Origin of the sequence: Burkholderia cenocepacia, assembly GCF_900446215.1 — a bacterium.
Lineage (GTDB): Bacteria > Pseudomonadota > Gammaproteobacteria > Burkholderiales > Burkholderiaceae > Burkholderia > Burkholderia cenocepacia.
Genome location: NZ_UAQZ01000017.1, coordinates 394,982 through 409,628, shown reverse-complemented (window position 1 = coordinate 409,628; position 14,647 = coordinate 394,982). Strand labels below are relative to the sequence as shown.

Annotated in this window: 14 protein-coding genes and 1 pseudogene; 4 read left to right on the top strand and 11 right to left on the bottom strand. The window is 52.5% G+C overall.

Annotated features, from left to right (window positions below):
* Positions 1–246: 246 nt before the first annotated feature.
* The 6 genes from DTA15_RS39350 to DTA15_RS36380 all read right to left on the bottom strand — a co-directional run bounded on the left by DTA15_RS39350 (position 247) and on the right by DTA15_RS36380 (position 6,823).
* Positions 247–1,257 (bottom strand): hypothetical protein, encoded by a 1,011-nt coding sequence (locus DTA15_RS39350; RefSeq protein ID WP_012493421.1) that lies wholly within the window; start codon positions 1,255–1,257, stop codon positions 247–249.
* A 3-nt stretch (positions 1,258–1,260) separates the two neighbouring features.
* Positions 1,261–2,721 (bottom strand): hypothetical protein, encoded by a 1,461-nt coding sequence (locus DTA15_RS36395; protein ID WP_006483920.1) that lies wholly within the window; start codon positions 2,719–2,721, stop codon positions 1,261–1,263.
* 9 nt (positions 2,722–2,730) lie between these two features.
* Complete coding sequence (locus DTA15_RS39345; protein ID WP_012493420.1) at positions 2,731–4,041, bottom strand: putative phage terminase large subunit; 1,311 nt, start codon at positions 4,039–4,041, stop codon at positions 2,731–2,733.
* Complete coding sequence (locus DTA15_RS36385) at positions 4,016–4,957, bottom strand: terminase small subunit (protein ID WP_006483923.1); 942 nt, start codon at positions 4,955–4,957, stop codon at positions 4,016–4,018. The genes DTA15_RS39345 and DTA15_RS36385 overlap by 26 nt, the downstream gene beginning before the upstream one ends.
* The gene (locus tag DTA15_RS38425) at positions 4,872–5,528 is read right to left on the bottom strand and encodes a hypothetical protein (RefSeq protein WP_012493418.1); all 657 of its coding nucleotides are present in this window, start codon (positions 5,526–5,528) and stop codon (positions 4,872–4,874) included. The genes DTA15_RS36385 and DTA15_RS38425 overlap by 86 nt, the downstream gene beginning before the upstream one ends.
* 713 nt (positions 5,529–6,241) lie before the next feature.
* Positions 6,242–6,823: an HNH endonuclease gene (locus tag DTA15_RS36380; RefSeq protein ID WP_012493416.1), complete on the bottom strand. Its 582-nt coding sequence runs from the start codon at positions 6,821–6,823 to the stop codon at positions 6,242–6,244.
* Positions 6,824–7,060: 237 nt separating this feature from the next.
* Here DTA15_RS36380 and DTA15_RS36375 point away from each other — a divergent pair, with 237 nt between their 5' ends.
* The 4 genes and pseudogenes from DTA15_RS36375 (at position 7,061) to DTA15_RS36360 (ending at position 10,163) form a co-directional block, all read left to right on the top strand.
* On the top strand, positions 7,061–7,387 hold the full coding sequence (locus tag DTA15_RS36375) for an H-NS histone family protein (protein ID WP_006483924.1): 327 nt from the start codon (positions 7,061–7,063) through the stop codon (positions 7,385–7,387).
* Positions 7,388–7,813: 426 nt separating this feature from the next.
* Positions 7,814–8,716, top strand: a complete 903-nt coding sequence (locus DTA15_RS36370) for a DUF72 domain-containing protein (RefSeq protein WP_006483937.1) — start codon at positions 7,814–7,816, stop codon at positions 8,714–8,716.
* A 93-nt stretch (positions 8,717–8,809) separates the two neighbouring features.
* Positions 8,810–9,460, top strand: a complete 651-nt coding sequence (locus DTA15_RS36365) for a DarT ssDNA thymidine ADP-ribosyltransferase family protein (RefSeq protein ID WP_012493415.1) — start codon at positions 8,810–8,812, stop codon at positions 9,458–9,460.
* Positions 9,461–9,462: 2 nt separating this feature from the next.
* Positions 9,463–10,163: pseudogene (locus tag DTA15_RS36360) on the top strand (DarT1-associated NADAR antitoxin family protein).
* 33 nt (positions 10,164–10,196) lie between these two features.
* Here DTA15_RS36360 and DTA15_RS36355 read toward each other — a convergent pair.
* The 5 genes from DTA15_RS36355 to DTA15_RS38415 form a co-directional block, all read right to left on the bottom strand.
* Entirely contained in the window at positions 10,197–10,529 is a 333-nt protein-coding gene (locus tag DTA15_RS36355; RefSeq protein WP_012493413.1) for a hypothetical protein, read from the bottom strand.
* Positions 10,530–10,727: 198 nt separating this feature from the next.
* Complete coding sequence (locus DTA15_RS36350; protein WP_012493412.1) at positions 10,728–11,525, bottom strand: phage antirepressor KilAC domain-containing protein; 798 nt, start codon at positions 11,523–11,525, stop codon at positions 10,728–10,730.
* Between the two features lie 314 nt (positions 11,526–11,839).
* The gene (locus tag DTA15_RS38420) at positions 11,840–12,295 is read right to left on the bottom strand and encodes a hypothetical protein (RefSeq protein ID WP_006494034.1); all 456 of its coding nucleotides are present in this window, start codon (positions 12,293–12,295) and stop codon (positions 11,840–11,842) included.
* Between the two features lie 431 nt (positions 12,296–12,726).
* Entirely contained in the window at positions 12,727–14,115 is a 1,389-nt protein-coding gene (locus DTA15_RS36345) for a VapE domain-containing protein (protein WP_006483913.1), read from the bottom strand.
* Between the two features lie 50 nt (positions 14,116–14,165).
* Positions 14,166–14,366, bottom strand: coding sequence for a hypothetical protein (locus DTA15_RS38415; protein WP_012493409.1), 201 nt, complete (start codon positions 14,364–14,366; stop codon positions 14,166–14,168).
* Positions 14,367–14,647 lie beyond the last annotated feature (281 nt).

Below are 14,647 nucleotides of genomic sequence, written 5' to 3'. Positions count from 1 at the left end.
AGTTGCCTGTGCATGTATTCCGTCCAAAAGCCCGAATTTGTGTTAGTCACCTCGAAAATGGGTGATTTGGCCCCCGAAAAATCGTTAGCGCCCATTATGTAAAGTAAAATGGCCGACCTGCATAAGCCGGTTAATCTGTCAATGTCGAGCAGCTATAAAAAGTCAGTGCAGATCGATGGAATTACAAAATGCTTACTAAACTGCGTTGTATCGGCGCATCAGAGCGGGGCGGGATAGTTGCCTAGGTCAAGCAATCTGAGCGCGGGCGTCCACGTATTTCTGAGTGAACATGTAGGGCGCTTTTCGATATAGGGCGGACAGGCTGTAGATATACGAGGTGGAACAGCGGCAGTTGATTTCCTGTCCGGGTATCTCGGGCAAGTCCTCAACGTATTCGATGGATGAATTTCGAATCCATCCCTTGCTGTGAGCGGTCTGAATAATTGGCGAATCACGATAGAGATAGACTATCCCATCGCGTTTTTCATGGTCTTCGCGGGGGTGTTTAGACCAGTGGTGTTCCCACACGAATCCGAGCGCCTGATTGTTGATTGCGATTGTCTCGGCAATACCGGCCGCTAACTTGTGACTTTGATCCTGTACGACCCGCTGCGCCTCATATCTGGCAAGGGCTTTCTCTGCCGCCTTGCTGATGTTGTCCCGATCCGCACGCAGTTTTCTCATCGCGATGGATTCGGTTTTCTCAGGTCCGGGCGGGGCTTGGACGTATCGGGTCGAGTAAGTCCGCACGCGCTTATGGGTCTTGACCTTCCGGTTTATACCCGCTTCACGTAGCCTTTCTTGCTCTCTTTTAATCTCAAGCGGGCTTTTTTCAACGATTCTGAAGCCTTTTTCGACCTTCTCAATGACCTGTCGAGGATGGTCTACAGTGAGTTTAGGAGGCAGGGATGACGCCCAACCTACGAACCGTTGTACGGTCGTTTCTACAGACTTTGTGCGGTTGAGTTCGATGAGCGACAGTGACTGTACGATTTTCTCGTCTAGTAATTGCTGTGCTGACTGAGCTACGCGTGCACGGGCGAATGTTCCAGTGGGTGAGGGAGGTTGATTTTTTAGCTCTTTATCGTGAATCTTTTTCAGTGTGGCCCGAACGCGCTCTTGTATTTCTATTGCGTCGTCGGGGGATTGCTTGAGTAGTTCACGTATTTGGGAAACAGCAAGGGCGAGGTCGTTGGTGGAGCGTGGACTATCCGCAAACTGTTTCATAATATTTGTGATTGTGGATTTCCACGCCATAATTTATACCTTCTGATTTGAAGCTATCTGCGTCCCTGCGGCTTCGTCGTCGGGCAAGTCCTCTGATACGCGTTCTGAACCACGGAATTCCGTTGGTGCAGGCGTCGCAAAGTCTTCCTCTGTGAATTGAATATCAATAGGCTGCGGCAGAAGCTGCGCCATATCGTCATTGTTCGTCAGGTCAACAATCGACTGAGCCAATGCACGTCTGGTTTCTGGATTCTGCACACCCGCTTGCAAAGTTTCGTAGAGTGTCTTGTATGCGTTGAAAATGCGTTCTTGTCCTTCACGCTTTTCTTTGTCAGGCTCAGTCAGATAATTGGGCCATTTATATTCAAAGTTGTTGCGCCAATGGTTCGTGGCTGACTGGAAGCTGATCGACGCATATGACGGATTCGCCATGACGAAAGAGGCATACCATTCTTCTGTCCACGCCAATTCCTGTATGCGCGGAATCATGAACTCAAAGATATGCTCAATCTCGTTACGGTAGCGTTCTACGAAGTTCGCGATAACCTTGGAGTCTTCCTTACCTTCCCCGAATCCGTTTGTCAGCACGTCGTTTTGCAGGATGACTGCCGGTGCGTCTAGGGCGGTAGCAATGTTGCTAATGACGTTGTTGCGTGCGGTCGTCATGGCGTCGGCCGTGTTCGCCATGTTGAGCGTAGAGATATCCTCGTCAGTCTCGATCGCTAGGACGTTCCCGTTGAGGGAGCGCTTAACGTCCGACGCCTTCTTGCGCTGCCACCAATGAGACGCGCGGTTTGCTGCTGCGCCTACGGGTTTCGTCTTGGCGACCAGTACGCCCGACTTCTTCAGTACCAGCGCGTCCACCTCCATAGAGACGAGGAACGCGGCGAGCTGGGGAAGCATGTTGTAGTAGACGGAGCGGCCCGTGTACCCGAACGCGGATTGGGCGTAGGCCAGGTAGATCGGCGTGCCGTTGAACGCGACGACGGAGTTCTGAGGCGTGAATTTGAAGTCTCGAACAACCGGGTCGTTGGGCGTCAGGAAGTCCCGCGCTAGCGGCTCGCTGATGTTGCCGACCATCGAACCGGCCGTGAGCAGCGGATCGTAGATTTTGAACGTCCCTTGTCCGAGGTCTACGAGCGTTCCCAAGCCGTAGATACGTGCGTGACGCGCGCAATTCTTGATGGCGGTGTCTGCCCGTGCAGCGGCCCACGCGCTCTTAAACGCCTTCTTCGCGTCCTCAGGGACACCGGAGATAGTGCGCTCTTGGCTGAATGCCAGATTGATGACGTTATCTACCGCGCGCTGCCCCATAGGGTGCTCAAGGTAGATTTGCTTTGCCAGTTGGTAGGAGAGGCCCGTACCCGGCTCGATAACCTCGTTGACGAGGTTGTTGTATAGCTGCGTATTACGTTGAGGCTCAAACCCATCAACGCAATTGTCGGGCTGGCCGGACGCCTGAGTATCCGCAGCAGCGAATGATGGTGCAGACATAAAATGTCCTTAATTATTTTTATTGGATAATTCAGGGACGAGGGTTTGAATCACGGAATATGCGAAGCAGTCGGCCAAATCATCGGCGCGTTTGTACGCTTCCTTGTCGCCAATGCGGTAAGAAAGAATTTGCTTAAGTGCGTGATTTTTCGATTCGTTCTTGAATTCCACTAATTTGTTAAACGATTCGTGGACAAACTTGACGCGGTTGGCATGCACTGGATCAACGCAAATGCGCATGCGCTCATCTTTACCCAAGGCCGTAAATTTGCTATTAATGGCCTCGACGGGAAGCCCAGACTCTTTACCTTGCTGTAGTAATACGATCCCGGATTGTTTGTCTTCGATGTAAGCTACAGTGAACCCTTGGTGGCTCTTGTAGTGTCGGGCCAAAGCTTCGCCGTGGTTGAGAATGCGTTTCAGCCAGTCGTATTGACCGGAGGCGTCAAGGCTTGTCACTTCCCAATCTAGTATGTGTAGATTGTCAGGGCCGAATACGTCTGAGTAGCCGAGCCACATGCACGCGGTTCCGTCGTGTTCGATACCGGATTTCATCGCGGTATCAATGACAGCAAATACCGCGTCATAGCGGGGGTGTGGATCGACAGGTTTGTTTAGGTTCGGGAATAATGAAATGCCAGACCAATCTACGAACTCGCCTTCGATTTCCTGACGCCATGAAAGAGCAGAGCGTTTTCTATATTCACCGCGCAACCATTTGTCATCTACAAGGGGATTGCACCATGACGGCCGGTGATGCACTTTGAACCGCTCATAGTTATCTGCGCCGATTTTTGGATTCCACTTATAGTCTTTATGCTCATGGAGGGCATAAAAGAAGTTCGACAAGTCCATAACAAGGGGTGTCGAAAACGAAAACATGCGGAAGCCGGGGCGCGTCGCAACAACGGGTGAGATTGCGTCTCTGTAGATTTCTAGCGTGCCGTCCTTGGTGAACGCTGTTTCGTCAAAAAGCAGCAGGTCATATTCACGTCCACGTCCGAATAGGCCGGATTCGAGTGACCAAAAATCTATCCCGCCGCCCGTTACTTTGGATTCGATCAAGTGTCCCTTGTTCGACCCTGTTACGACGGGCTCAATATCGCCGTAGATTTCGTTATATGTTTTTGTCAGGGTAGCGAATTGAGGGGCGTAGACCCCTACCAGTTGTCCTTTAAGTAAGGCGTCACCTGCCAGATAGCGCAGGATGTATGACTTTCCGTACCGTCGCCCGCAACGTACTACATTCCACTGATGATCAGAAAACGCGATTCCCCATTGATCCGGCCGTAAATTAGGGAGTTTGATTGTCTGACTCATCGTCGGCACCTTCGATCAAGCGTGCTTTGATTCCGGACAATCGGTCATCAGCAAACTGTCTTACTTCTACTTCACGATCCTGTGCGCCTGCCTGAATTAGCTTGATGGTTTCTGCATCAATTCCGCCCTGAATCGTGAACCCCGTACTTTTCTGCTTATTGTCGGCCTCGTACGCGCCCAAAGTCCGTAGCAGCATGTCGGCCGCTTTGAGCTTGTCGTGTGTCTGTACTTCAATCTGGCCGTTTTGAATCTTTAGACCCTTGATAAGGAAGCGGGCGTTTGAGAACGTATTCGTGTCTTTGACGATATAGCTCGTTTCACCCCGACCATCGCAATACGGGCATTCCGGGTTAGGTGCACGATCCTTGGTGTATCCGATTCCGCCGTTACCGTTCGGGTATTTCCCGTTGTTCGCTTCCTTGACGCGCTTTTGCTCGTCCTTGGTCCGAAACTGGTAGTGGTGGTTGATCTTGTATTCGCCGTGCTTGGCAAGGTGCGAAATGTCGTAACCCCAGCAGTACCGGCAGGCTCCGGTAACGACTTCGGCCAATTCGTTAGGATCGGCCGTGACTACGTTAAACAGGTAGTTGGTGATCGCCTCGGCTTCGATTGCATGGCGTGCTGTCTTGAGCGCGTGCAATTCCTCCAGCCGCTTCCGGATATGCGGTTGCATGCGCAAGTCTGTTGAGGTTTTCAGACCTGCGCGTTTGCATGCGCGAATCCAGTTATTATCTTTGGCGAATTCCAAGCAGAGCGTTTCCTCTTGGAATGTCAGTTTCTTGTTTTCGCCGGTTTCGGTATCTTTTTCGAGTGTGATTCTTAGATTTGCTTCATCGGGAATTGGCGTTGCGCGTGGTCCGAGTGACCCTTTCTGCACGTTTTCCGGCTCGGGAAGCTCCTTTTTTATTAGTGTCATGGTAGTTCCTTATCAGGGCTTTCAACTCCCTAGGAACGATGTGAGGAATTTCCAGCCCAAAACGTTTGTGCGCGCCAGCTTGGAGCGCGTGCGATGCTATTAAAATGGCGTTCTCTTGACGGACGGGGCAGAGGTAGAGCGGCGAAAACTCCACGCGCTCATCGATATGAGGTTTTACATACGTGGAATTGTTTACCGGGAATACCAATCCCCGCGTTGTGGCGAACGTCGATGAGGGCATGACGGACATAATCCCGATCATCGCGCTTACACAGTCGTTATTGATCAAATTGCATGCCGCCAGTCCATCTGGTCTGTACTTGATTACCAAATCTGAAAGTTCCGCGTAGAACTTTTGAGACTGCATCGATATCTCACGCAGATTGGTAATCGGATTGGTGAGCGCCCCCATATGGAGGATGGACCATTTGTGAGCGTCTAGCGCAAACGGTGGGCCGTTGTCGGAACCCACCTCAATATCGGCGTCAAGTTGCAATATGGCGAGGCTGGTTTGATCCCGTGTCGGAGCAATGGCGAGCGCACGATTTTGATGTTGTATGTACGTCGTCATAGTGAGCGCCCAAACGCAAAAACCCTCCCGTGAGCGATCAGGGGAAGGTGAGTGTTAATTTGCGAGGCAGCGAATTACGGAATCCGCGGTCACTTGCGATAGTGCGTCCGCAATTCGCGCGGTATTGGTTCCTGCTGCATGTTGGGTGTGTGCCACCGATACCCGGCTTACGTTGCCGTCCGCGTATCGAACCACGATTTCTGTCTGTACGTCGATAATTGGCTCGGCACCGTTGAGCTTGTCCGTAGCGGTGCGGAGACTGATTGTCGGATGGACGCAGGCAAACGTACTTGTCACGGAGGGAGCGGGTTCGTTTGCGGATTCGAGGTCCGGGGCAGGCGGTACGGCTGTCTCGGCCTCAGTCGCCGCGTTGTGGGCGACAGGATCGGCGGTCACATCCTCTGTAGGCTCCGGCATTGCTTCGGCTACTTGAGTCGTTGCCATAGTGGATTGCTCCAGAATAAATTATGGGCGGATCGACAAATGGTCAGACCCGCCCAAGTTAAGAATTAGGCCGATTTCTTGGGGGTAGGGAGGAAACCGGGAAAAGCCCTGTGCCTGCGGCATTCGAATCACGGGCCATATGCCAGCATCGAAAGCGCGGCGATTTGAAATTACCCTAGCGAGGTAAAGTGCGGGAAAGACCCAAATTGTCCCTGCACAAGATCAAATTAGATACTTCTCACGATATTTACGGAATTGTTCGAAAATATTTATGCGAGTGCTGCCGCGATTGCGTTAGAGGCTTCGCGGGAGTACTGGCCCCAATGCATACGCTCCAGCTTTTGACGTGCTGCAACGGCTTCGTCTAGCGTCGGATACGATTTGTTGAAATAGACTCGTTTGGTCCGCATGGTCACGCGGAATCCCCAAGGGGTGCGCTCGACGCCCTTGTATCCGGTCTTGTTATTCGCGTAGGTTTTGCTGTTGTGGACGTTCTGTTCTGGCGTGGCAAGCCTTAGATTGATGAGTCGGTTGTCATCTGGATTGCCGTTGATATGGTCGATTACCATATCGAGCGGATCGTTTCCCGTTGCCAACAGCCAAATCACGCGTGTCACGTATGGATCTAGTTTGATGGTGCTGAAATGAAGCTGTAGCCTGTCGTCGCGTCCCTGTTTGGTTCCCGCAGGCTTTCCGGCAAACTTCGCGTGCCAAATCTTGCTACCCCGGATGGTCTTAAAGTGATGTGCGGGGCGCTGCTTTTTCCAACTCAGAATTCCGGTTTCCGGATCGTAATCAAGGCACTCGCGCAGAAAGGCTTCGTGTGGCTTGAGTGGTTTAATTGTCTTCATAGTGTTTAACGTCTTTGTATATTGATCCGCGATAGTCTGCCCCTGAGTCTCACGTCTTATGGGGGGGAGTAGGCGTATTGCTTGTTGGATACGAGGTCTGATAAAGTTCTACTCACGCGTCGCAATGCGCGGCGAGATAACCGAGCAATAAGCGGTGTATGCGCGAAATAACCCGGATTTCCGGGCTAACTCGAAGAAAGGCCATATGGCACAAAGTGCCTAACTATTGAGGAACCTATGTCGAAACTGGCAGAACTGCTGAAACAGCAAGAAGAACTTGCGGCACGAATTGAAGCGGCGCAGGCCGAAGCGCGGACGGAGGGTTTGCAGACGGTCGCGACACTCGCGGATCAGCTTGGCGAGCCGTTCGCGGTCGAGGTCGTGAAGATGTTGGGCGAGCGCTTCAATCTCGGTGAGTTCTTTCGCACGTCGCGCAAGCGCGGCAAGATGGTTGCCCGCCTGCCTGCGAAGTATCGGCACCCGGACGGCCGGGTTTGGTCCGGTAAGGGCCGCGCGCCCGGTTGGCTGGCCGGTCACGAAGCCGAATACTTGATCCAGCAGTAAGACGACGCCCCGCCACCGTGCGGGGCGTTTTCATTTCGGGCCGTTGGTGTACCGGGTCGGCCGTGCGAATTGATGTGCGAGCTGGTCGCAAGCTTCCGTGGTGAGATCGTCCAGACCAATTGCGCGGGTCCAGAACGCGCACCCGGCCCGTGGCCGCGCTACGACGCCTTCGTACGTTGGATGTTTGCATATGGCGTGCGACCCGTCGCAGAACGCGACGCCGCCCCAATGCTCGCAAACCCAACAGGTGCGATCACCGATCCTGTCTAGAAATAGGCCGCGACCGCAGCCGTCGTTGCTCATGACGCACAACCACTGTATAAATATACAGTCTATCGCGCGCTAAGATGAGGCTGTCAACCGGAAGAATTGGGGACGGCGAAAATCCCCGCGTGTGGCTGTCGCGGCATCTGAGCGGAGGCGAGCATGGCGATTCTCGTAGGTACGGCGTCTTGGACGGACAAAACGCTGATCGAGTCCGGAGCCTTTTACCCTCCCGGCTGTAACACCCCGGAAGCCCGCTTGAGGTACTACGCGAGCGTGTTTCCCGTGGTCGAGGTGGATTCCTCCTACTATGCGATGCCGAGCGCCACGAACAGCGCGCTATGGGTCGAGCGGACGCCCGAGGGGTTTGTGTTTGACCTCAAGGCGTTCAGGCTGTTTACGGGCCACCAGACGGAGCCCAAGTTTTTCCCCAAGGATCTACAGAAGGAACTACCGGATACAGGCAAAAAGAACCTGTACTACAAAGACGTTCCGCCGCCGATTGTCGAGGAACTATGGTCGCGCTTCTTTGAGGCGCTACGCCCCCTGCATGACGCGGGCAAGCTCGGTGCCGTGCTGTTCCAGTTTCCGCATTGGGTAACTGCGGTGCCGAAGTCGATAGCGCACGTTGAGCACTGCGCGGAACGGATGCATCCGCTCCTGACGGCGTTCGAATTCCGACATGAAAGCTGGTTCAATGACAAGAACCGGGAATCCACGCTTGCGATGGAGCGTGAACGCGGCATCGTGCATGTCATCGTTGACGCACCGGAAGGCGTAACGAAGCGCGCACATACGGTCTGGGAGGTGACTTCTCCCGAACTGGCGATTGTGCGTCTGCATGGCCGCAACGTTTCGACCTGGAGCGGGGCAGAGTCAGCGGCCGAACGGTTCAATTACGAGTATGGGGACGACGAGCTACGCGAGCTTGCGCGACCCATTGCGGAAATCGCGGACCGTTCGGCTAATATTCATGTGACGTTCAACAATTGCTATCGGGATGTGGCGCAGCGCAACGCAGGGACGATGATGGAGATATTAGACGCAACAAGGGACTCGGCATGATCTTGGGAGCGAACCGAAGAACGCGACTGTTAGGTAGTAAGGTTGTCAACTGAGGTATATTAGGCACTGAAAGCAAAAATATTCAGACCAAATATGCTCGGGGGCATGATGGTAGCAAGAACAATACAAGAGTTTGCGGCCGAAAGAGGTATCAAGTATTTGGTGCATTTCACTAGACTCTCTAACCTCGCGTCGATCCTTGCGCACGGGTTGGTATGTCGTAATCGGCTGGATGGCCGGAATGTTATTGGTGCTGTGAACGATCAATATAGGCTTGATCGTACTGACGCGGTATGTGTGTCCATCGGTTTTCCGAACTACAGAATGTTCTACCGTTATCGCCAAGAAAATCGGGGCGAGAATTGGGTAGTCGTCGGAATTGACCCATCCGCGCTTTGGAAATTGCGATGTGCGTTTTGCATTACAAATGCGGCGGCAGGCAGGGTATCGGCTATCCCCCTCGACCAGCGAACCGGGTTGCCTGCGTTCCAAGCCATGTATGGGGACTTTGATGATAAAGTCCGCGCGAACCTGCATCTTGCAGACCAGTTTCCGACCAACCCACAGGCGGAGGTATTGATGTTGGACGGCGTTCCAGCGGCGTACTTCTTGGGGGTCGCCGTACAAAACGACATGATGAAAGCTCAAGTTGAGGCATTGCATCCGGGTCTTCACGTGGTGCGGCATGAAGAGTTCTATTCGGCCCGTAGCGACTACGCTCACTGGAAGCCACAGCAGGCATAGACATGGCAACACGCCCGATATTTATCCCGTCCCTTAGTGGCCCCTTGCTCGTCTCGACGGAGCTTGTGGAGTTCCAATGGTTTCCCGGCATGGCAAAGAGCCAAGCTCAGAAGTCAATCGATTCGCTCCACCAGACGGCGAAGGAGCGACTGCACGTCGATAGAGTGTTAGAGATTTCCAGCAAGTCCAAGGATGAGTATGGCGTCAAGTTGAGCGCGTTCAATCTGATGATAAAGACGCCACGCCGGGAATACAGTCTTGAGTGCGCCTATCAAGCGAGCAAAGTATTTGAGCGCGGAGGCCCATTTACGGACCTTCTCAATGCCAAGTCAATTGACGCAAAGCGCGATCCTCGCCTTACACAATTTGGCAGGATGATTAGATTTCAATGGTATGGCAAAGAATGGCCGCTTCAACCCCGGACGGCGTTCTATGATTGGTTGTACATCAACGCTCTGCATAGGCAACCAGAACTTGCCAAGATTGTTTTGACTTATCGCGCATTCTCTGACATGCGTTTAATCCTGAGCGCTCGATTAACTGTCAGGCGTACGCGGCTGCTCTCTACGTGTCACTGCATGAGCGTGGACTGTTACGAGACGAAATTCTGAAAGATCAGGATGAGTATCTTCGCGTGATCAACACAGGTGCGGTAAGTAACGCCCATGAAAACACACTCAGAAACAGGTCGTTGCTCGATTAGATTAATTTGCGGGGAAGGGTGCCTTTAGCATCCTTATTCATAGATTGTTTTCTGCGCGACCATTGTTAGGTTCGTGAGCGTTCGCACAATCTCCGCCTCTGTTCGATAGTCGCCCACCTCTCCGGAGACTTCGAGCATGTTAGACAGACGGCGCACGGCGTCCCGAAGCATTGAGGGCGTCGCATTGCCCGTCATCATGCTCCGATGTAGATTAAAGGACGGGCCGTCTTGGAAGCTCTTGAAACTGTCCCGGAGCGCGTCCGTACGCAATTCGTTGTCATCGGATACAGGATCGGTTGCAAGCGGGAGGTCGTCCCATTCTGGCGCGTCGGGGAGGATGGCGTAAAAGGATGTTTCGTTAATCATGGGAATGTCTCTATGAGTTTTGAGTCTGTTCATCTAATTATGTGAATCTATCTGAGGCGTTCGGAACATGTGCGCATTATTGCGAATACTTCCGAGCTAGTAAGTTGCTGGATAAGTCGGCGCAGCTTTTCCGTTTGTTGCTCTTGCTGCGCCTTCTTCATGTGGATTTTGATTAAGTCTAAGTAAAATCGCTTCTCATTATTTGCGCTTCTTGCTGAGTGTGGGCGGGAGAGTTTCGATGTACTTCACGTACCAATCCGTTAGCGGCTGCAAACCTGCGCCTGTCACCATCACTTTGTAATGCGTTTTAACTGCGCCGTCCGGAGCGGTCCAAGTTGACGGAATCACAGTGAAGAACCCCGCATTAACAAACTTCTGCATAGGCAGATTTTCTTTATGGTCTTTTCGGAAAATTCCGCATTCTTTCAGCGCACGCGCAAGCTGGATAGGTCCAATCGGCTTTATCTTTGAAAGTGTCTTGGCAACTGTAGGAATATCTACCAAGTCCTCAGATGCGCGCATAGCTTCTGCAAACTGCACGTCCGGTTTGTGATACTCGATCAATTGCGCCTGATGCTTGTTCTCAACCTCTAACGCTGCACGCTTTTCTTCAAGGTCCGCTGCGAGCCGTAGAGCCTCTACAAGTGTCCTCGGGGTTTCGAAAGCCGGTTGAACTGCATAGGAACCGCTCTTGCGGATCGATGGCAATACAGTGCCTACAACCCATTCTTCGAAACGTTCAGCGCCCGGAAGCTTGGAGCGCATCACCAATCGGTAAACGTCACGTTCGGGGATGTAAGTTAGTTCCTGCATTCCTCCCACGGTAGGGGTGTCGTGTTTCACGACGCCCTTACAATGACGTGCAATCGCATCGCGGTAGTTGGAGTAACCGAGTATTTCGGCAACATCGCGGGCTACAAAATATGGTTCGCCTTCCACAGTTAGTGTGCGAATGGTTGCGCCATCGTGATCGAATGAAAGTAGGCCATTGTTCATAATTTTGCTTCACTAAGATAATTTGTGAGTCTGTAAATCTAAGTGCACGTTAGTGCAGGTTTGGCAGGCACGCAATAATTGAGGCGAGCAGGGTGGCGGCGATCACGACGGATAGCGCGAGATTGCCGACCGGATGAGCATGCAGTCGTTTAATCATTGTTTTCTCCGAGGTCGATAAATCGGCTCAACGCGCAAGCGTTGTATCTCTATCCATGTATCCATCATCTGAGATACGGTAACGAGTGAATTTCGTAATCCCCGCGTTGACAGAATTCCAAGCTGTTTCGTGTGTAGGGCTTCGAGTTCTGCCAGCGTCATTGTTGTTCCTTCAAGTCGCGGTGGGCGGTCACCGAAATTTCTAACGTATTACCGGCCGTTCCGGGTTCTAAATTCAAATGAGTTACGGTTACAGTATCGACCAACTTCGCATATTGAAGATCATGGATAAGAGCCGTGCGATTCAAGCTTGTCATTCGCAGCAGTCGCGCGATTGCTGATTCAAATTCAGTGGTCTTCATTATTGTTCCGTGCGTACCGTCGGATAAAAGATCGTCCGCGTAATCGGGTGTGAAAATTTCCTCTGGAACAATCTTCAGATTCGGATGTGTATCTTGATAGGCGCTGCCTTGCTCTATGTATGCCCGGATGCATCGACGGACAAGTTGCTGTAGCGACAAATCCTGTTCCTTCGCGAGCGCCTTGAACAAGTCGTATTCGTCGGAGGGCATTTCGACATGAATCTGTCGGCCCCGTGCTTTCTTCTCTGTCATGGGAATTTCCTTAATTAATTTCCGCACACGCTATTTACTGCGTGCTTTATCGTCTCACTCCTAAAATTGAGGATTTCGGAGTGGAAAGCGAGGATTGGCAGAAAATATTTTTCTGTGCACGACGGCAGACAGGGCGCAGGGACCAGCGATTCAGGCAGGGACCAGCCTTGTCCCTGCTGAAACCCTTGCTGGATAAGGATTTCCGGGAATGAGGGACCAGAGGGACCAGCATTTCCTATATATAGGGTAGGCAGTGGAATACAGACCTGCATCTAGTCTGCTTTTTACTGCCCCCATTTTTCTTTTTTTTCTTGGTCCCTTGGTCCCTTTTAGCCGGAAACCCTTGCTGGATAAGGCTTTGAGGCAGGGACCAGCGTTTTTTAGCAGGGACCACGCTGGTCCCTGTTTGCTTTTACGCTGCCCGCACGCGCTTAGAATCCGGACCCGCCGCGCGTTGGGGGAAGTGCGAACACTCTACGGTTGTTAGACTTGCGGGCATCCTTGCCGGTCAGCTTCTTCAGAATGACACTGCATTGCGTGCTCAGTGTTTTGCTCGGAGGCATGCCAACTTCGATTAGAACCTCTGTCGCCGTCATTGCTCGCGCTGCGCCTGCCACGTTCCAATCGAACCGGGACAGAATCAATTCTTCCAGCGGATCAACGTTTTCGTGTTCCGCGTTGACTTCGGCAAGCTTCCGTTCTTCGTCGCGCTCCAACCACCAGCGTTCGCCTGCATCAAATAGCGTTGCGACTTCGGCCCAAAGCTGTTGAACGTCGATGCCGTGCTGATAGTTCACGTCCGTTACCGCAACCGTCCACCACCGCACGTTACCGGTTTCGTCCGCCAAGAATTTTTCCGGGTTGACCGATGCGAAAAACACCGTGCGCCGCTGATAGCGCGACTCCAACCGGTCATACGGGCGGCGCAGCATGTCCACGTCCTGAGATATGAACGCCTTCAGCTTAGCAATGTCCGCCTTACGGAACGTACCGTCCAGTTCCCCTAGCTCAACGATCCAGTGTCCAATCGCACTCGATACACTGTCCTTATTGCTGGGGTCCAAGCTGGCCCCGATCTTGACCAAGCCGCGCTGTTCCTCCGGGAATAGCGATTTGATCCACGCCGTTTTACCAAGCGACTGCGGACCCTGTAGGACCAAGACGCCCTTGCTCCAAAATCCCGTAGGCTTCAATACTGCGGCAACGGCAGAGATAAGCCAGCGACGCACCAGCATTTCCATGTTGGAGCGGTCGTAACCCGGCGCGGTCTTGAGCGTTGCGTATAGATCGGGCAAGCGGCTAACACCGTCCCAAGGCTTCGATTCGATAAATTCTTGTGCGGGGTTGAACTGGTTGCGTACACCGATCAGTTTGATTTGCTCGGCCAACTCAGATTTCGGCATCTTGTTCCGAGCGCAAATCGTGCTCAGTTCCGTCAACACACAGTTTGCCGATGCATCCGGGCCGAAGTCGATTCCCGGTAGCGTTACGTCCACATCCTTGCTTACGACGTTGTAGCGCGCCTTGACGCCGTATTGGTTCAGCATCCATTGCAGGTTCTGCCATGTGTTGATGGGAGCGCCGTTCTCGCCGCTTTTGTCCGGCCATTGGGGGTTATCAATCTTCGAGTCCAACGGCAGGTAGCCCGTTTCCGCCTTGCTCTTAATATCGTTGACGATCTTTTTTAGAAGGGCTGTTCCTGCGTGCGGTCTTCCGTGCTTGGCTTCCCATGCGGTAGCGTCAAAATCATCGAAGTCAAAGCTGCGATCAATCGGTATTACCTGTGCGTTTTCGCTAATTTTAGTGGTGCAGTTATTCATGTTTCTTTCTCCTTGCCCCGTACTCGGCTCCAACCGATGCGGGGCTTTTCTTATTGTTGGTCTGGGTTTTGTGCTTCTGCACGTTGTTGGTAGATGCTCATTTCGATCATTGTTCGCAATACTCTTGCGACAGTGACGCCCCGAGCTTTGGCGTATGCCTTGAGGTCGGCTTTCATCTGCCGTGGCAAATCGATATTGAACCGCTCAACGTCGGGGGGATTCTTTTTCAGTCTTTCGTCCAGAGTGTTCATGGCAACCTCCAATATTTCTCATAATTAATATTTACGGGTATTTTTGGGAAATGTATAAAAATTTTCCCCATGCCATGAAATTAGGTTGCGTGCGGGTAAAATGCCCCGTTCGACCTGTACACTTTGCAAAAAAAGTTCCTGTACAGTAGGTATGGTCTGTAAAAGAACGCCTATTCGAACGATTGCGCGCTCGGACGGTCTGTAGAATGGACCCTCGTAGTCCCCGCATGCCAGCCTCGGTTGTGCGGTTTGTTGGCCCGTGCGCTCGTCACTGTTCGCAC